The following is a 16,963-nucleotide window of genomic DNA, read 5'->3' as shown; positions in this document are numbered from 1 at the left end:
CATCGGGTCGGGGTCAGCGCCCGCCGGCCACGTCGATGAAGGTGCCGGTGACGTAGGAGGCCTCGTCAGACAGCAGCCAGGCGATGGCGGCAGCCACCTCGGCCGGCTGACCGCCCCGTTGCAGCGGGATCTGCCCCTTCACCCGGTCGACCCGACCGGGCTCGCCGCCGTCGGCGTGCATGTCGGTGTAGATAAAACCCGGACGCACCCCGTTGACCCGGATCCCCTGGGCCGCCACCTCCAGCGACAGCCCCCTGGTCAGCACGTCGACGGCCCCCTTGGCGGCGGCATAGTCCACGTACTCCCCCGCCGAACCCAGCCGGGCGGCGGCCGAGGAGACATTGACGATGGCGCCCCCCGCCGTCATCCGGCGCACCGCCTCGCGGCAGCAGAGAAAGCAGCTGGTGACATTGGTGGTCAGGGTCTGGTTGATGCGCTCGGCGCTCATCTCCAGCACCCGCATCTGCGGCTGCAACCTGCCGGCGTTGTTGACCAGATGAGTGACGGGGCCAAGCCGCGCGTCCATCTCCTCGAACAGACGCACCACCTCGGCCTCCACCCCGACATCGGCCTGCACCGCGATGCAGCGGACCGGATGGTGGGCCAGGATCTCGGCCACCAGCGCCTCGGCACTGGCCTTGTCATGGCGATAGTTGAGGCACAGATGATAGCCCTGCCCCGCCAGATGGCGGGCGGTGGCGGCGCCAATGCCACTGCCGCCGCCGGTGATCAGCACCCGTTTGTTCATGGACCCTCCTGGTCGTGTGGCGCATGGTGGCATTGCGAGATGGATGGCAACCGCGTCAGGCCGGGCCGTGATCCATCACAGTCTCCACCAGCACCTTGTTGAAACGCCGATAACCCTGCTCATCGAGCGGGGCCGGATAGCTCAGCACCCGCAGCGCATGGCCTTGATGATCCGGCTGATAAGGCGGGTGCACATGGTCATGCTCGCTCAGGCAAAAACCCAGCGACTGATAGAAGCGCAGCCGGCGCAGGGCGATCTCGTCCTCTGGCGGGTCTATCTCCAGGATGACCGGGCGCCCCGCCGTTTCGCAGAAGGCGGCAAGCAGGCGTGAGCCGTGGTTCTGGCCGCGCAGGGCCGGGTTGATGGCCAGGTGTTCGATGTAGATCTGTTCGCCGCAGTCCCACCAGAAGATAAAGCCGAGCAGCTGCTCGCCCTGATAAAAGAGCTGACAGTGAAAGCGCGAGTCTCCCATCTTGAGCTGTTGATGCTGCGGCTGGCGCTGTTCGTAGCGGGGAAAGCTGCTGCCGTAGATCTGCCAGACCAGCGGCCAGTCCGGATGGGATACCTCTCTTGCGATTTCACTTCGACTCATTCATCTGCTCCTTGGTAAAACCACAGTGATACCATCTTTGTCCGGCCCAAACACCCCTCTCTTTTGCTACCGGCGCCGGCAGCATCCCGCTTAGACACCTTGCCAGGCAGCGACCCACAATGCACAGAGCCCGCACGGGGCGGGCTCTGTATGGCGATAACGCGAAAGGCCGGGGCTACTTGAACAAGCCCTTGAGCAGCTGATCGGCCACCCCCTTCACCCCTTCGTTGTCGGCCTTGTCACCCAGCAGCTTCTTGAGGCCGCGCTCGGCCTCCTTGCGGGCCTTCTCCTCCAACAGCTTGTTGTTGCTGAGCAATTCCTTCACGTCTAGCCGGTAGCTCGGCGCCTGCCAGTAGCCGCCGATGCGCACCGGTATGGTGATGTCCTTGAGCTCGTCCACGCTCTTGCCCCCCTGCCCCTTGCTGCTCTCCACCACGGAGGTGAGGAACAGGAAGTCGAGGGTCTCCGGCATCAGGGCGGTCTGGCCCTGCCCCTTCACCCGCAGGGCGGGGGCAAACAGCTGGATGTCGTCGCTCCTGGCAACCCCGTCGGCAATCAGGAAGCTGGCGGTGAGGGCGCTGAAATCGGTCTTGCGCACCTCCTTCACCTGATCCGCCCCCTTGCCGGTCAGGGTGGCCCGCGCCTCACGGATCATCTCCGCCAGATTGATGCCGTGCAGGGCACCATCGCTCAGTCTGAGGCTCACCTTGCCCTGCATCCGGCTGCGCAGCGCCTGCTCGGAGAGTCCTGAGCCCTGCGCCTCGACCTCCAGATCCCCCTTGCCTTCCAGCAGGTCGGTCTGGGCCAGGGACTGCAGCAGCGGCCGCACATCGACCCCATGTACCCGCTTGTGCACCTGATAGCGGGCCGGCTGCTGACGGGCATCGAGCACGCCGCTGGCCGTCACCTGACCGCCGGCCACCCCGGCACTGAACTGCTTGAGGGTGAGCTGGCCACCGGCTAGGGCGAGCTGCAGGTCGACGGCGCTCAGATCCAGTCCCTTCAATCGCAAACTGCCCAGTTGCAGTCGGCCAGCCAGGTCCACCGCCTTGAGGGCGGTCAGGTCGGGCTCTTGCGTTGAGAGCGCCTTGGCGGCGGGCGCGGTGGTCTGTGCCGGCGCCCCGGCCGGCGCTGCAGCGCCTGAGGTGGCGGTCGCAGGTGCAGCCTTGGCCGGCTGACCGAGCCAACTGTCGAGATCCAGCTTCTCCCCCTTGAGGTCGAACGCCACCTTGGGCACGGCGCCCAGCTGCACGCTGCCGTTGCCGCTCAGCAGAGCCTCATCCACCCCCATCACCAGGTTGCTGAGGGTGACGGCCTGCTTGTCCAGCTCGGCGCGGGCAAAGCCCGCCAGCTTCACCTGCATCTGTGGGCGCGGCAGGGCATCGCAGCTCAGCTTGGCGGCCAGCACGGCATCCGACAGCTCCAGCAGTTGCCGGTTCTCGTCGAGGCGCGCCTTGAGGGTCCCCTCCAGCGTCCCGGCCAGGGTCGGCTTGTCCGCCGCCCCCTGTGCCCCTTGCAGACTGAGGGTGAGGCTGCTCCACTGCCCCAGCGCCAGCCGGTCGGCCTTGAGAGAGAAGGCATCCAGCCGCTGGGTCGGTTCGCTCAGGCTCCCCGCCAGTGCGACATCTTTCAGCTCACTGCGGCTGGCATCGGACGCCAGCTTGAGCTGGGCCGACCCCTTGAGATCAAACGCCAGCTCACCCTGGGCCCCCTTGGCGGCCAGGGTCACCGGCACCCACTGATCCACGGCCAGCTGGCCCAGGTTCAGGTCCAGCTGTTCGAGGCGGGAGACGGTGCCGCTGCGATCGTCCTGCAGCAGGGCGCTGGCCTGTTGCAGCTCCACCCCTCGCAGGCTGATCTGCCAGGGCTGCTTGTCACTGGCGGGCGGGGGCGTCGTTGCAGCAGGCTCGGAGGTCGTTGCCTCCCCCCTGGGCTCGGCGGAGGCCTTGAGCAGATCCCTCAGGTTGGAGCTGCCGTCAGCCTTGGTCTGGATAAACAGATGGGCGCCGCTCAGGGTCACCTTGCCGATCTCAAGCTTGTGGGAGAGCAGCGGCAACAGGCCCACCGAGGCCTCCCCGCGCGTGAAGCGCACCAGATCGGGCTCGGCAAAGCCGGCAGGGTTGCGCAGTGCCACCTGCTCGAGGGAAAGGCCGAGGCTTGGCCAGAAACGCCAGCCGATATCCCCTTGTATCACCAGCTCGCGGCCGGTGCTCTTGCGCACCTGTTCCACCAGCTGGGGCTTGAACTGATTGGGATCGATGAGGGACACCAGGGCGGCGATGGCCACCACGGCCGCCAGCGCCAGTCCCAGCAGGATGTAGATGATCTTCTTCACGATGGACTCCTTGAATGCGGATCTTGTTGCTGACTATACCACCGGGGGGATGACAGATGGGGCCCGTCTGCCAAAACGGGCCAGCGGCGAGACAGGGATGGTCGCAGCCAGTGCTGCCAGCGCAGGCCCTCCAACGCGCGGCAATGAAAAGGGCCCCGCAGGGCCCTGATGATAGTGGATGGCTGGCGCCCGTCTCACCCGGATCAAGGCTGACGCGGCAACTGCTGATAACCCATCTCGTACAGGGTGAAGGCATAGATGTCCGCACTCTGCTCGATCAGTTTCGCCACCGGCGTGCCCGCCCCGTGCCCGGCATTGGTCTCGATGCGGATGAGCTGGGGATGGGGGCCGCCATTGTCGGCCTGCAGAGTGGCGGCAAACTTGAAGGAGTGGGCCGGCACCACCCGATCGTCGTGATCCGCCGTGGTCACCAGGGTCGAGGGGTAGCTGACCCCGGGTCGGACGTTGTGCAGCGGCGAGTAGCCCTTCAGGTAGTCGAACATCGCCTCGCTGTCGGCGCTGGTACCGTAGTCATAGGCCCAGCCCGCCCCGGCGGTGAAGCTGTGGTAGCGCAGCATGTCGAGCACCCCCACCGCCGGCAGGGCGACCCGCATCAGATCCGGCCGCTGGGTCATCACAGCCCCCACCAGCAGACCGCCGTTGGAGCCACCGCGGATCGCCAGCCGATCGGTGCGAGTGTAGCCCTCGGCCTTGAGGTACTCGGCCGCCGCGATGAAGTCGTCGAACACGTTCTGCTTGTTCATCTTGGTGCCCGCCAGGTGCCAGGCCTGGCCGTACTCGCCGCCCCCGCGCAGGTTGGCCACCGCATAGACGCCCCCCAGATCCAGCCAGTTGGCCACCGACACGCTGAAGCTCGGGGTCAGGCTCACGTCGAAACCGCCGTAGCCGTAGAGGATGGTCGGGTTGCTGCCATCGAGTTTCAGCCCCTTGCGGTAGCTGATGATGAGTGGCACCCGGGTGCCGTCCTTGCTCTGGTAGAAGCGCTGCTCGGAGACGTAATCCGCTGGCTTGAACGGCGCCGCCGAGGCGCGATAGAGGCTGATGGCACCGCTCTTTGGCTCGAACCGGTAGAGGGTGGGCGGCTGGGCATAGTTCTCGAAACCGAAATAGAGCGCGGGATCATCGTGCTTGCCGTTGAAGCCGCTGACGCTGCCAAGGCCGGGCAGCGCCACCTCGCGCACCCGCTTGCCTTCGTAGTCGAACTGCTCGACCCGGGCGGTGGCATCCACCATGTATTCGGCGAACAGATAGCCGCTGCCGCTGTGCACCGTCAGCACCTGCTGGCGCTCGGGGATGAGATCCCGCCAGCTGGCCGGACCCGGGTTGGCGGCATCCACCGTCACCAGCCGGCGGTTGGGAGCGTCCCGGTTGGTCAGCAAATAAAGCGTGCTGCCCTGGTTGTCCACCAGGCTCACGTCCGCATCCAGATCCCCCTGCACCGTCAGCAGCGGCGCGTTCTCCTGGCTCAGATCCTTCACATAGAGGCGGTTTCCGGAGGTGGAGTTCGCCGCCGAGATGAGCAGGAAGCGGTCATCTTCGGTGACAGTCGCCCCCACGTAGCGGTGGTGCTGGGCCGGGATGGCGCCGAACACCAGCCGGTCATCCTCCTGCGCCGTGCCGAGCCGGTGGAAATAGACCTTGTGCTGATCGGTCTTGGCCGACAGCTCGCTGCCGTCGGGCTTGTCGTAGCTCGAGTAGAAGAAGCCCTCGTTGCCGAGCCAGCTGATACCGCTGAACTTCACATCCTTGAGGGGCGCCTCCAGCGGCTGTTTGCTCTCCACGTCCATCAGGTGGATCTCGCGCCAGTCGCTGCCCGCCAGCGACAAGGAGTAGGCCAGGATGCGGCCATCGCGGGAGAAGCTCAGCTGATCCAGCGCCGTGGTGCCGTCGGGGCTGAGGGTATTGGGATCGAGGAACACCTCGGCCGGCTTGCCCTCCTGCTGGCGCCACAGCACGTTCTGGTTCTGCAGGCCGTCGTTCTTGAAGAAGTAGTGGTAGCGCCCCTCGCGAAACGGCGCCCCCTCCTTGGCGTAGTTCCAGGAAGAGGCGAGCTTCTCCTTGATGGCGGCGCGATACGGGATCTGTGCCAGGTAGTCCCGGGTCACGGCGTTCTGGGCCTTGACCCAGGCCTCAGTCTCGGGGCTGCGATCATCCTCCAGCCAGCGATAGGGGTCGGCCACGGCCTGGCCGAAGTAGTGATCCACCTGCTCACCCTGGCGGGTGACGGGGTAGTGAAGGCGCGCTTTCCCTGACATGGCATCCTCTTTGGTTGACTGGCCACTGCATGCACACAGCAGTGACAGGGCCAGCAGGCTGACAATGGCTCGCATCGATGCGGCTCCCTGCGATTTCGGGTGAAGCGGGCAGGTTAGCAAAGAGTGCCGGACGGCCCAACCCCCCAGCGGGTGACCACGCGACATGAGCAGGAAACCGCCACAACCCTGAACAATCGGAGTCATATGAATTTTTTCGCTTAGGTTTGCCAGTTTATTTTGTTTGTTATCCGGCACTTGGGTCACAGGATGGAATAAGCGACTGACCATCTCGACTCATTCAGGATAAAGCATGCCGTACAGCTACCTATCACATCTGCGTTGCAGCAAGACCGGCGAGATTGTGGATGCCGATCAGCCCCAGCAGCTGAGCCCGGTCGGCGCCCCCTTGCTGGCCAGTTACGACCTCGAGGCCCTGAAGCAGGCCTGGCATCCGGCCGCCCGGCTGGGGCGCCCCGCCAGCCTGTGGCGCTACCACGAGCTGCTGCCGGTGCGCGACCCCGCCCAGGTGGTCACCCTGGGGGAAGGCTTCACCCCGCTGCTGCCGCTGCCGCGTCTCGGCAAGCAGGTCGGCATTCCGGATCTCTGGATGAAGGATGAGAGCCTCACCCCCACCGGCTCCTTCAAGGCCCGCGGTGCCGCGGTCGGCGTCTCCCGCGCCCGCGAACTCGGCGTCACCCACTTCGCCATGCCCACCAACGGCAACGCCGGCGCGGCCTGGGCACTCTACGGCGCCCGCGCCGGCTTGCGCAGCACCATAGTCCAGCCGCAGGCGGCCCCCACCATCACCCGGCTGGAGAGCGCCCTGGCCGGTGCCCGCCTCTATCTGGTGGACGGCCTCATCAGCGATGCCGGTCGCCAGGTGGCCGAGGCGGTGGCGCAGCAGGGGCTGTTCGATGCCTCCACCCTCAAGGAGCCCTATCGCATCGAGGGCAAGAAGACCATGGGGTTTGAAATCGCCGAGCAGCTCGGCTGGACTCTGCCGGACGTCATCCTCTACCCCACCGGCGGCGGCGTCGGCCTCATCGGCATCTACAAGGCGCTGCGGGAATTGCAGGAGCTGGGCTGGGTGCAGGGGCCACTGCCGCGCCTGGTGGCGGTGCAGGCGAGCGGCTGCGCGCCCATCGTCCAGGCCTGGCAGCAGGGGGAGCGCGAGTCGCGCTTCTGGCCCGACTCCCAGACCCTGGCGTTCGGCATCAACGTGCCCAAGGCGCTGGGGGATTTTCTGGTACTGGACGCCCTCTATCGCACCGAGGGTTGCGCAGTCGCGGTGGAAGATGGCGCCATCCAGCGCGAGCTGCGTCAACTCGCCTCTCAGGAGGGCTGCTTCGTCTGCCCGGAAGGGGCCGCCGCCTTCGCCGCCGCCCGCCAGCTGCGGGAAGCGGGCTGGATCCAGGGGGGCGAGCGGGTGGTGGTGCTCAACACCGGCGCCGGCATCAAGTACCCGGACGCCATCACGGTCGTGCCCCAGCGGCTGCGCCGCGACGGGAGGATCCCGACATGAGCTTCGACTGGTCCTTTGTTCTCACCACCCTGCCGGCGTTCGGCCAATCGGTCTGGGTCACCCTGCAGCTCGGCGCCATCGTGATCCTCACCTCGCTTGCCGTGGCGCTGCTCAATGTGACGCTGCAAAGCCTGCACAAGCCCTGGCTGAACGGGGTGATCCGCGCCTATGTGGAGCTGGCCCGCAACACGCCGCTCTTGATCCAGCTGTTCTTTCTCTACTTCGGGCTGCCGGCGCTCGGCCTGTCGCTGTCGGGCTTTGCCACGGCGGTGATCGCCATGACCTTCCTTGGTGGCGGCTACCTGACCGAGGCGCTGCGGGCGGGCATTCAGGCGGTCCCCCCCAGCCAGCTGGAGGCGGGGCGAGCCATCGGCCTCTCCCGCTGGCAACTGCTGCGCCACGTCCAGCTGCCCCAGGCCTGGCTCGCCAGCCTGCCGGCGCTGTTTGCCAACTTCATCTTTCTGCTCAAAGAAACCACGGTGGCCTCGGCGGTGGCGGTACCGGAGCTGCTCTACACCACCAAGAACTACATCGCCCTCTACTACAAGACCTACGAGATGCTGGCGGTGCTGACCTTGATGTGCGTGCTGATCTTTCTGCCGCTGTCCCTTGCCCTGCGCGTCGTTGAAAGGAGGCTGCAACATGGTCAGTTCGGTCACTGAGCAACTGATACAGGCATTGATCGTCCTGCTACCGCTATCACTCGCCACCAATGCTGAGGAAAGGAGGGATCAATATGGCCAGTCCGGTCACTGAGCAGCTGACGCAGGCGCTGCCGCTGCTGGCGGTGGGCGCGGGTCAAACCCTTGCCATCTCGCTGCTCGCCATCCTGTTCGCCACCCTGGGCGGCGTCGCTTACGGCGTGCTGGCACAACAGGGCGGTCGGTTGGTTCGGGGGCTGCTGCGGCTTTATCTCGAGCTGTTTCGGGTGGTGCCGGTGCTGGTGTGGCTCTATCTCTTTTTCTTCGGGTTGCCGATCTTCTTCGGCCTCGATATTCCGGCCTTCTGGTGCGCCGTGCTGATGCTCGCCCTCTGGGGCGCCAGCGAGGTGGGGGAGGTGGTGCGCGGCGGCCTGGGATCCCTGGCTCGTGGTCAACAGGAGGCCGGCCTGGCGCTCGGGCTCTCCCGCTGGCAGCTCTATCGCCACGTGTTGCTGCCCCAGGCGCTGCAACGGCTGACGCCACCGACCATCAACATCTACACCCGCATCATCAAGACCAGCTCGCTGGCGGTGCTCATCGGGGTGGTGGAGGTGATCAAGGTGGGCCAGCAGATCATCGAGCGCACCTATGGCTCGTTGCTCATCTACGGTCTGCTGTTCCTGTTCTTTTTTCTGGTCTGCTATCCGCTCTCGCTCGCCTCGCGCCGGCTGGAGCAACAATGGGGTAATGCGGTATGACACCTCTGCTTGAGCTCAATGCTGTCAGCAAACAATTCGGCCAAAACCGGGTACTGGACGAGGTCAGCCTCACGGTGCACGCCGGGGAAGTGATCGTCATCCTGGGGCCGAGCGGCTGCGGCAAGAGCACCTTGCTGCGCACCCTCAACGGGCTCGAACCCATTCAGGGGGGCGAGATCCGCTTCGACGGGCAGAGGCTGGATGGTGCCACCGACTGGCAGCGGCTGCGCCAGCGCATCGGCATGGTGTTCCAGAGCTATCACCTCTTCCCCAACCTGACAGTGCTGGAGAACGTTCTGCTCGGCCCTGTGCAGGTGCAGAAACGGGAGCGGCAGGAGGCCCTGCTGCAGGCAGAACAACTGCTGACCCGCATCGGCCTGTGGGAGCGGCGCCACGACTATCCGCGCCAGCTCTCCGGCGGCCAGCAGCAGCGCATCGCCATCGTGCGGGCGCTGTGCATGAACCCGCAGGTGATGCTGTTTGACGAGGTGACCGCTGCGCTGGATCCCGAGATGGTGCAGGAGGTGCTGGAGGTGATCCGGGATCTCGCCGGCAGCGGCATGACCCTGCTCATCGTCACCCACGAGCTGGCGTTCGCCCAGGCGGTGGCGGATCGCATCGTCTTCATGGACGGCGGCCACATTCTGGAGCAGGCCGCCCCCCATCAATTTTTCGAGAACCCGCGCAGCCAGCGTGCCCGCCAGTTCCTCGCCAAGTTTTCTTATACCAATGTCATCAAACGAAAGGAGTCAGCATGAAAAAAATCACCTCGGTTCTGTTCAGTGCCCTGTTGGGACTGGGTCTCGCCAGCGGCGCCGCCCATGCGGCAGACGGTTCCCTCGACAAGATCAAGGCGCGTGACAAGCTCATCGTCGGCGTCTTCACCGACAAGCCCCCCTTCGGCTATGTGGACGAGAAGGGTAACTACGTCGGCTTTGACACCGACCTCGGTCGCCGTTTCGCCAAGGATCTGCTGGGGGACGAGAACAAGGTCGAGTTCGTGGCGGTGGAGCCCGCCAGTCGCATCCCCTTCCTGCAGAGCGACAAGGTGGACCTGATCCTCGCCAACATGACGGTCACCCCGGAGCGGCGGCAGGTGGTGGACTTCACCAACCCGAACCTGCGAGTGGCGGTGCAGGTACTGGTGCCGCAAGGGAGCCCGGCCAAGCAACTGGATGATCTGGCCAGCAAGACCCTGATCGTCACCACCGGCACCACGGCCGACATCTGGCTGACCCGCAACCACCCGGACTGGAAGGTGCTCAAGTTCGAGAAGAACACCGAATCCCTGCAGGCACTGGCCCAGGGCCGTGGCGACGCCTATGCCCAGGACAACCTGGTACTGTTCAGCTGGGCCAAGGAGAACCCGGGCTATCGGGTGCTGCCCGAGAAGCTGGGATCGGAAGACCCCATCGCGCCGGCGGTGAAGAAGGGCAATATCGAGCTGCGTGACTGGGTCAACGACCGCCTCGCCAAGCTGGGAGAAGAGAAGTACCTGCTGAAACTCTACGACCAGTATGTGCGCGACAAACTGAGCGCCGATACCGATCCCAACGACGTGATAGTGGAAGGAGGCAAGTGGCAGGGCTGAGCCTGCCAGAAGTGCTGAGAGTGTGATGTGTGTGAAATCTTGGTTCCGTTGGTCCGCAAACCGCAAGGTTTGACCTTTCAGGCGTCCCCCTCGGGTGGCGCCTTTTTTTCGCATGAGAAAAAGAACCGGGCCAGGAGCCCGGTTGAAAACCCGCGCAGAGCAGGCTGTGTCACGTCGATGACACGGTTCAGGCTGCCGGACTGGCACAGGGTGCCGTCCGGCCAACTCGCCAGGCCACCGAGGCGGGATGAGCCCTCTGCAGCGCCGGCGAATGGGGTGGCGCTGCGGGCGCCGAAGCCGAAGAGGGTGCCTACTCCCGCTCCAGTGCGTGGATGGGGTCCATCCGCGCCGCCCGCCGCGCCGGGAAGAAGCCAAACAGCACGCCGATGAGGCTCGAGCAGAAGAAGGCCATCAGCACGGCGTCCAGAGAGTAGCTCAGGCTGAACTGGCTGCTGAAGTGCTCGAACAAGACGCCGACCAGCAGAGAGAGCAGCACCCCGGCCACCCCGCCCAGCAGGCAGACCAGCACCGCCTCGATCAAGAATTGCTGCAACATGTCGCCGGTTCTGGCACCCACCGCCATCCGCACGCCGATCTCGCGGGTGCGCTCGCTCACCGATACCAGCATGATGTTCATCACCCCGATGCCGCCCACCACCAGGGAGATGAGCGCAATCATGGCGATCAGCAGGGTCAGGGTGGCATTGGTGCTGGTGATCGCCTGGCGGATGCTGTCGGTGTTGAGCACGAAGAAATCCTGAGCGCCGTGCCGCTCACGCAGCAAGCGATTGATGCCATCCTCGGCGGCGGCCAGCGCCACCTCGTCCTGCACCCGCACGCTGATGCTGCGCAGGTAGCTCTGGCCCAGCATCCGCGTCATGGCCGTGGTATGGGGGATCCAGACGTTGAGGTTCTCGTCGCTGCCAAAGCCGCTCTGGTTGCGGGCCACCACCCCGATCACCCGGCACGGCAGGCTCCCCAGCAGGATCACCTGACCGAGCGGCGACTCCCCCTCATCGAACAGGCGCGCCAGGCTGTTCTCGTCGATCACCACCTCCTGCGCCAGAGCGGTCACACTGGCGGCATCGAACAGCATGCCCTGCAGCAACCGATAGCCGCGCACCTGGAAGAACTGCTCCCCCACCCCGTTCACCGAACCCAGCACCGCCTGGCTACCCCGGCGCAGGGTGACGCTGGTGGCCAGACTGGGGGTCACGCTGTGCACATAGCCGAGCCCGGCGAGGGCCTCGGCATCCTCCACCCTGAGGGTCTGGACCGCCTCGGCCCGCCGATCGCCGAAGCCGCTGCCGGGGAAGATCTCCAGGGTGCTGGTACCCATGGCGTTGATGTTGGCCAGCACCTGCTGCTGGGAGCCGCGCCCCAGCGCCACCACCGACACCACGGCGGCGATGCCGATGATGATGCCGAGCATGGTGAGGAAGGTGCGCATGCGCTGGGCCCGCATGGCCAGCAGCGCCATCTTGAAGGCGGCGCCGAGCCGCCCGACCAGAGCGCCGCATCCCCCGATGTCGGCACGGGGAGTGGTTGGCGCAGGGGACCGCGGTGTCGGCTCGCGACGACGGTCGGCCACCACCGCCCCGTCTTTGAGCTCGATGATCCGCTCGGCCTGTTCGGCGATCGCCATGTCGTGGGTCACCAGCACCAGCGTGTGGCCCTGCCGATGGAGCGCGCCCAGGATGCCGAGCACCTCGGCCCCGCTCTGGCTGTCGAGGGCGCCGGTCGGCTCGTCCGCCAGGATCACCTGACCGCCGTTGATGAGGGCGCGGGCAATGCTGACACGCTGCTGCTGGCCGCCGGAGAGCTGGCTCGGCTTGTAGTCGAGCCGGCTGCCGAGCCCGAGCCGCTGCAGCAGGTTCTCCGCCCTCGCCTTGCGCACATCGCCGGCCAACCCGGCATAGAGGGCGGGCAGCGCCACGTTGTCGCGGGCACTGAGATCCCCCAGCAGGTGGTAGCGCTGAAAGATGAAGCCGAAGTGCTCGCGGCGCAGGGTCGCCAGCGCATCGGCCGTCAGCCGGCCCGTCTCCCGTCCGGCTACCCGATAACTACCCTCGCTCGGCTGATCCAGGCAGCCCAGAATATTGAGCAGGGTCGATTTGCCGGAGCCGGAGGCGCCGACGATGGCCACCATCTCGCCTCGCACTATGGTCAGGTCGATCCCCTTGAGCACCTCGACGCGCCGCTCCCCGTCGCCAAAATGGCGGCGGATCCCGCTCAGTTGCAGCAGTGGTTCCCTCATGATCACATCCCCATCGGCGGGCCCATTCGCCCGCTCTGCTGGCTCTGGGCCGTCAGCTGACTAACCACCACGGCCTCCCCGGCGGTCAACCCCGCCAGGATCTGGGCATCCACCTTGTTGTTGAGGCCAACCTTCACCTGCCGCCATTGGGGCTGGCCCGCACCATCCACCACCTGCACCCGCCCCTCACTCAGGGCGATGGCCGGGATCACCAGGGCGTTGCGCTCGGTCGCCAGCACTATGTGCACCTGGGCCGTCATACCGATACGCAGGGCCCGGTGTGGATTTTCCACCTCGAACAGACCATGGTAGTAGACGGCCGTGCTGGTCGAACTGCTGCTGGTCGTGTCGTCGTTGATGGTGTCGGGGGCCGGCTCGATGGCGCGTAGACGGGCCTGGTAGCGCTGCTCGGGCGCACCCAGCACGGTGAAATAGCTGGGCAGGCCGGCCTTCACCTTGATCACGTCCGCCTCCGAGATCTGCGCCTCCACCGTCATGGTGTCGAGCCGCGCCACCTTGACCATGGTCGGGGTACTCTGCACCGCGTTGACCGTCTGCCCCTGCTCCACCGGGATCGCCACTATGGTGCCCGCCATGGGGGAGACGATGCGGGTATAACCCAGATTCACTCTGGCGGTGTCCACCGCGATGCGGGCCAGCACCGCTTGCGCCGTCAACGCCCGGATGTCGGCACGGGTAGCCGTCAGGGTCGCCTCCGCACTGTCGTAGTCGGCCTGGCTGCCCAATCCCCGGGCCAGCACCTTGCGCTGGCGCTCGAAGGCCAGCTGGTTGTTGCGCAGAGTTGCCCGGCGCGAGGCCAGCTGGGCCTGCACGTTGTCGAGGGCGGCTTCGGCATCCTTGAGGGCGTTCTGCTGGGTGAGATCGTCGATCTCGACCAGCAGATCGTCCTGCTTCACCTCATCCCCCAGCGCCACGTGCAGCGCCTTGATCTGCCCCGACACCTGCGCCCCCACGCTCACCAGCTTCTGGGCCTGCAGGGTGCCATCGGCCAGCACGCACTGCTCCAGATCCCGCCGCTCGACCGGGACCGTGATGAAAGAGGCGGTTGGTGCGGCAGTGGAAGGCAGCAACAGCCAGCCAGCACCGACCAGCACCAGGGCGGGCAGCAGCAGGCGAACAACGAGGAGACGGGCACGGGCCATCGCGGATATCCTTGGCTGAAACAGAGGGTGAAACAGACCCGGGCAATCTACTCCAATGTCCGGTTAAGCCTCTTGCAGGGCAGTGTAAGGATTGCGTAAAAGCAGCTGTCAGGCGGGGACGGACACGGGAAAATGGCGCCAACCCGAGACGGAGAAGAGCGATGAAGATCCTGCTGGTGGACGATGATCTGGAGCTTGGCACCATGCTGAGCGAATACCTGGCTGGCGAAGGCTTTGCCACCACCCACGTGCTGACCGGCAAGAGCGGCGTGCAGCACGCCCTCTCCGGCAACTATGCCGCCGTGGTGCTCGACATCATGCTGCCTGATCTGAATGGCAGCGAGGTGCTGCGCCAGATCCGCCGCGACAGCCGGATCCCCGTCATCATGCTCACCGCCAAGGGAGACAACATCGAGCGGGTGATCGGGCTGGAGATGGGAGCCGATGACTATGTGCCCAAGCCCTGCTACCCGCGGGAACTGGTGGCCAGGCTGAGGGCCGTGCTGCGCCGGGTCGAGCCTGCCCCCGCCCATCCGGGCAAGGAGCAGGGCCTGCGCCTTGGCGAGCTGGTGCTCTCCCCCGCCAGCCGTCAGTGTCACTGGCAGGCGCAGCCGCTGGAGTTGACCGCCACCGAGTTCAACCTGCTGGAACTGCTGCTGCGATCCCCAGAGCGGGTGGTCAGCAAGGATGAGCTCTCCCTGCACGGGCTCGGCCGCCCGCGCGAGCCCTATGATCGCAGCGTCGACGTGCACATCTGCAACATCCGCCAGAAGCTGCAGGCCCTGGCGGGAGAAGCCATCGGCATCGAGACGGTGCGCAGCATAGGATACCGGCTGGCATGATCCTCAAGGGGCGCCTGTTCTGGAAGATCCTGTTCGGCTTCTGGTTCACCATCATCATGATGAGCCAGCTGCTGTGGGTGGCCTTCAGCCTCTATCGCCACGAAGGGCCGCCAGAGCAGCGGATGGCCAACCAGCTGGCCGAACGTCAGCTGGCAGCCGCCGCCAGTTTGTTGCAGCGGCAGGGACCGGCTGCGGTTGCGGCCCTGCAGGCCAGCTGGCCGGCCCGGGAGCGAAGGCTGCTGCAGCTTGAAGCGGTCGCAGCAGAGCCATCCACAACACAGGGTGGCCGCATCCTGCTGGGAGCCGATGGCCGGCACTACCGGCTCGACTACAACAGTAACGGCCTGCAGCAGTTGCTGGCACCACCCCAGCCCCGCCGCAACTGGCTCAACATGCCGCCCCCCATGTGGTGGATCGGCGGGCTTGGCGGTCTCTTCTTCAGCGCCCTGCTCGCCTGGCACCTGACCCGCCCCATGAACCGCTTCCGGAAGGGATTCGAACGCCTCTCACAGGGGGATCTGGCAGTGCGCCTCTACCCCGCCATGCGGCGGCGCCACGACGAGATCAGCGATGCAGCCCGCGACTTCGATGCCATGGCCGAGCGGCTGCAACTGCTGGTGGAGAGCCGCGAGCAGCTGCTGCACGACGTCTCCCACGAGCTGCGCTCCCCCCTTGCCAGGCTGCAGCTGGCCATCGGCCTCGCCCAGCAGGATCCGGCCAGGATCGAAGGGTCCCTCGAGCGGATCCAGCTCGAGACCCAGCGCATGGACAAGATGATCGGCGAGCTGCTGACCCTCACCCGCGCCGGCCATGGCGAGCGGGACGGCGAGGAGTATTACGATCTGCAGGGGCTGGTCGACGCCGTGGTGAGCGACGCCCGCTACGAGGCGCAGCACATGGGCGTCGAGATCAAAACCTGGGTGGATGAGACCCGGGAATACACGGTCTGTGGGCAGGCGGAGCTGATCCGCCGGGCCCTCGACAACGTGCTGCGCAATGCTCTGCGCTTCTCGCAAGCGGGCCAGACCATCCGCCTGACCCTGCAGCGGCAGGGAGCAGAGTTTGTCATCGAGGTGGCGGATCAAGGAGTGGGAGTGGATGAGAGCAAGCTCTCCAGCATCTTCGATCCCTTCGTGCGGATCGGCTCCCCTACAGCAGGCAAGGGTTATGGACTGGGGCTCGCCATCACCCGCAAGGCAATCCAGGCCCAGGGTGGACGGGTCGAGGCCAGAAACGGTGAAGAGGGCGGCCTGATCGTCACCCTCCACCTGCCGGGCTAGCTGCTCCGCCCTGCCATCACTGCTATCGGTTAGCCCCGCAGCCGCTGCAATTGACTGATGGCAGCGCCGGTAGAGCGGAAAGCAAACTCGGCAGGGGCAAGGCCAGCCAGCTTGCGCCACTCGCAGGCGGCCACATCGTCGGCCGCTACCACAGCAGGCTTGTCTGCCAACTCCAGCAGAAAGACGGTGTCGCAGGTGTGATAGGTCACCTCGTCATAGGGATAGACGTTGGCATAGGAGCCCAGGTAGCGCGGCGTCTCCCCCGTCAGATCCAGTCCCAGTTCCTCCTTGAGCTCCCTTACCAAGGCTTCCTCCAGCGATTCGCCTGGATCGACGAAGCCGCCCGGCAGATCCAGCAAGCCCTGGCCGGGATCCCGGGCCCGCACCGCGACCAGCAGCTCGTCCTGCCAGCACAGCGCCACCATCACGGCCGACGCCACATTCTGGAAATAGTGAAAACCACAGCCACAGGCAAACTCTTTCTCGCTGCGCTGTTGCAGCGATCCGGAACCACAACGCGGACAAAACATAGGGGACTCCCATCCGACACCAAAAGCGCATTGTATGCCGAACCCCATCCCTGATGGAAAAGGTTGAAGCACAACACCCATGACGTGATAAATCAGCGGGATATAGAAGAGGGGGAGAGGTAATACTGAGGGAATCAAACGAAAAAAAGCCCAGTCTTTCGACTGGGCTTCTTAAGTAGTGGCGGAGCGGACGGGGAGACGGACAGAGTCCGGCTCAAGCACAAAGGACCACAGAAAGGGACCGAGTTGCCAGTGGCAAGTCGCAGCCCTGTCTGTGGTCCTTTGTTTCCTTATTTCATTCGCCAAAATCAGATAGCAAAAAGGCCTTCCCAAATGGGAAGGCCTTTCAAATTAGTGGCGGAGCGGACGGGACTCGAACCCGCGACCCCCGGCGTGACAGGCCGGTATTCTAACCGACTGAACTACCG

Annotated in this window: 14 protein-coding genes; 7 read left to right on the top strand and 7 right to left on the bottom strand. The window is 65.5% G+C overall.

What is annotated here, in order from left to right; genetic code table 11:
* Positions 1-13 precede the first annotated feature (13 nt).
* From OKC29_RS16870 to OKC29_RS16855, 4 genes are all read right to left on the bottom strand, one after another.
* On the bottom strand, positions 14-748 hold the full coding sequence (locus OKC29_RS16870) for an SDR family oxidoreductase (protein WP_270669429.1): 735 nt from the start codon (positions 746-748) through the stop codon (positions 14-16).
* A gap of 55 nt (positions 749-803) precedes the next feature.
* Entirely contained in the window at positions 804-1,340 is a 537-nt protein-coding gene (locus tag OKC29_RS16865; protein ID WP_073348908.1) for a GNAT family N-acetyltransferase, read from the bottom strand.
* Between the two features lie 175 nt (positions 1,341-1,515).
* On the bottom strand, positions 1,516-3,675 hold the full coding sequence (locus OKC29_RS16860; RefSeq protein WP_073348907.1) for an AsmA family protein: 2,160 nt from the start codon (positions 3,673-3,675) through the stop codon (positions 1,516-1,518).
* 203 nt (positions 3,676-3,878) lie between these two features.
* Complete coding sequence (locus OKC29_RS16855) at positions 3,879-6,026, bottom strand: prolyl oligopeptidase family serine peptidase (protein ID WP_073348906.1); 2,148 nt, start codon at positions 6,024-6,026, stop codon at positions 3,879-3,881.
* Between the two features lie 235 nt (positions 6,027-6,261).
* Between OKC29_RS16855 and OKC29_RS16850 the strand changes: the two genes are divergently transcribed.
* The 5 genes from OKC29_RS16850 to OKC29_RS16830 all read left to right on the top strand — a co-directional run bounded on the left by OKC29_RS16850 (position 6,262) and on the right by OKC29_RS16830 (position 10,463).
* Positions 6,262-7,473, top strand: coding sequence for a threonine synthase (locus OKC29_RS16850; protein ID WP_073348905.1), 1,212 nt, complete (start codon positions 6,262-6,264; stop codon positions 7,471-7,473).
* Positions 7,470-8,135, top strand: a complete 666-nt coding sequence (locus OKC29_RS16845; protein ID WP_024946291.1) for an amino acid ABC transporter permease — start codon at positions 7,470-7,472, stop codon at positions 8,133-8,135. Before OKC29_RS16850 ends, OKC29_RS16845 begins: the two co-directional genes overlap by 4 nt.
* Positions 8,136-8,209: 74 nt before the next feature.
* Positions 8,210-8,872, top strand: a complete 663-nt coding sequence (locus OKC29_RS16840; RefSeq protein ID WP_073348904.1) for an amino acid ABC transporter permease — start codon at positions 8,210-8,212, stop codon at positions 8,870-8,872.
* Positions 8,869-9,630, top strand: coding sequence for an amino acid ABC transporter ATP-binding protein (locus tag OKC29_RS16835; protein ID WP_073348903.1), 762 nt, complete (start codon positions 8,869-8,871; stop codon positions 9,628-9,630). The genes OKC29_RS16840 and OKC29_RS16835 overlap by 4 nt, the downstream gene beginning before the upstream one ends.
* Positions 9,627-10,463 carry a transporter substrate-binding domain-containing protein gene (locus OKC29_RS16830; RefSeq protein ID WP_011704713.1) on the top strand — a complete coding sequence of 279 codons (837 nt, stop codon included), beginning with the start codon at positions 9,627-9,629 and terminating at the stop codon, positions 10,461-10,463. Before OKC29_RS16835 ends, OKC29_RS16830 begins: the two co-directional genes overlap by 4 nt.
* 310 nt (positions 10,464-10,773) lie before the next feature.
* On the opposite strand, the gene OKC29_RS16825 is transcribed toward OKC29_RS16830, so the two are convergent.
* A complete protein-coding gene (locus tag OKC29_RS16825; RefSeq protein ID WP_073348902.1) occupies positions 10,774-12,720 on the bottom strand; it encodes a MacB family efflux pump subunit in 1,947 nt (648 codons plus the stop codon).
* A 2-nt stretch (positions 12,721-12,722) separates the two neighbouring features.
* Positions 12,723-13,883 carry an efflux RND transporter periplasmic adaptor subunit gene (locus OKC29_RS16820; protein WP_270669425.1) on the bottom strand — a complete coding sequence of 387 codons (1,161 nt, stop codon included), beginning with the start codon at positions 13,881-13,883 and terminating at the stop codon, positions 12,723-12,725.
* Between the two features lie 161 nt (positions 13,884-14,044).
* Here OKC29_RS16820 and OKC29_RS16815 point away from each other — a divergent pair, with 161 nt between their 5' ends.
* Positions 14,045-14,725 (top strand): response regulator transcription factor, encoded by a 681-nt coding sequence (locus tag OKC29_RS16815; RefSeq protein WP_073348900.1) that lies wholly within the window; start codon positions 14,045-14,047, stop codon positions 14,723-14,725.
* Positions 14,722-16,005 carry a HAMP domain-containing sensor histidine kinase gene (locus tag OKC29_RS16810; RefSeq protein WP_162275609.1) on the top strand — a complete coding sequence of 428 codons (1,284 nt, stop codon included), beginning with the start codon at positions 14,722-14,724 and terminating at the stop codon, positions 16,003-16,005. The genes OKC29_RS16815 and OKC29_RS16810 overlap by 4 nt, the downstream gene beginning before the upstream one ends.
* 29 nt (positions 16,006-16,034) lie before the next feature.
* Here the strand turns inward: OKC29_RS16810 and OKC29_RS16805 are convergent, their stop codons facing one another.
* A complete protein-coding gene (locus OKC29_RS16805) occupies positions 16,035-16,535 on the bottom strand; it encodes an NUDIX hydrolase (RefSeq protein ID WP_073348899.1) in 501 nt (166 codons plus the stop codon).
* Between the last annotated feature and the right edge of the window lie 428 nt (positions 16,536-16,963).

The organism is Aeromonas sp. QDB34 (genome assembly GCF_027705405.1).
GTDB lineage: Bacteria > Pseudomonadota > Gammaproteobacteria > Enterobacterales > Aeromonadaceae > Aeromonas > Aeromonas hydrophila.
The sequence above is the reverse complement of the archived record's forward strand: the minus strand, read 5'-3'. Positions and strand labels throughout refer to the sequence as shown.

Bases quoted from the DNA above. Each gene is read 5' to 3' on its own strand.
- OKC29_RS16870 (WP_270669429.1), bottom strand. From the start codon at position 748: ATGAACAAACGGGTGCTGATCACCGGCGGCGGCAGTGGCATTGGCGCC.
- OKC29_RS16865 (WP_073348908.1), bottom strand. From the start codon at position 1,340: ATGAGTCGAAGTGAAATCGCAAGAGAGGTATCCCATCCGGACTGGCCG.
- OKC29_RS16855 (WP_073348906.1), bottom strand. From the start codon at position 6,026: ATGCGAGCCATTGTCAGCCTGCTGGCCCTGTCACTGCTGTGTGCATGC.
- OKC29_RS16850 (WP_073348905.1), top strand. From the start codon at position 6,262: ATGCCGTACAGCTACCTATCACATCTGCGTTGCAGCAAGACCGGCGAG.
- OKC29_RS16845 (WP_024946291.1), top strand. From the start codon at position 7,470: ATGAGCTTCGACTGGTCCTTTGTTCTCACCACCCTGCCGGCGTTCGGC.
- OKC29_RS16840 (WP_073348904.1), top strand. From the start codon at position 8,210: ATGGCCAGTCCGGTCACTGAGCAGCTGACGCAGGCGCTGCCGCTGCTG.
- OKC29_RS16835 (WP_073348903.1), top strand. From the start codon at position 8,869: ATGACACCTCTGCTTGAGCTCAATGCTGTCAGCAAACAATTCGGCCAA.
- OKC29_RS16830 (WP_011704713.1), top strand. From the start codon at position 9,627: ATGAAAAAAATCACCTCGGTTCTGTTCAGTGCCCTGTTGGGACTGGGT.
- OKC29_RS16825 (WP_073348902.1), bottom strand. From the start codon at position 12,720: ATGAGGGAACCACTGCTGCAACTGAGCGGGATCCGCCGCCATTTTGGC.
- OKC29_RS16820 (WP_270669425.1), bottom strand. From the start codon at position 13,883: ATGGCCCGTGCCCGTCTCCTCGTTGTTCGCCTGCTGCTGCCCGCCCTG.
- OKC29_RS16815 (WP_073348900.1), top strand. From the start codon at position 14,045: ATGAAGATCCTGCTGGTGGACGATGATCTGGAGCTTGGCACCATGCTG.
- OKC29_RS16810 (WP_162275609.1), top strand. From the start codon at position 14,722: ATGATCCTCAAGGGGCGCCTGTTCTGGAAGATCCTGTTCGGCTTCTGG.
- OKC29_RS16805 (WP_073348899.1), bottom strand. From the start codon at position 16,535: ATGTTTTGTCCGCGTTGTGGTTCCGGATCGCTGCAACAGCGCAGCGAG.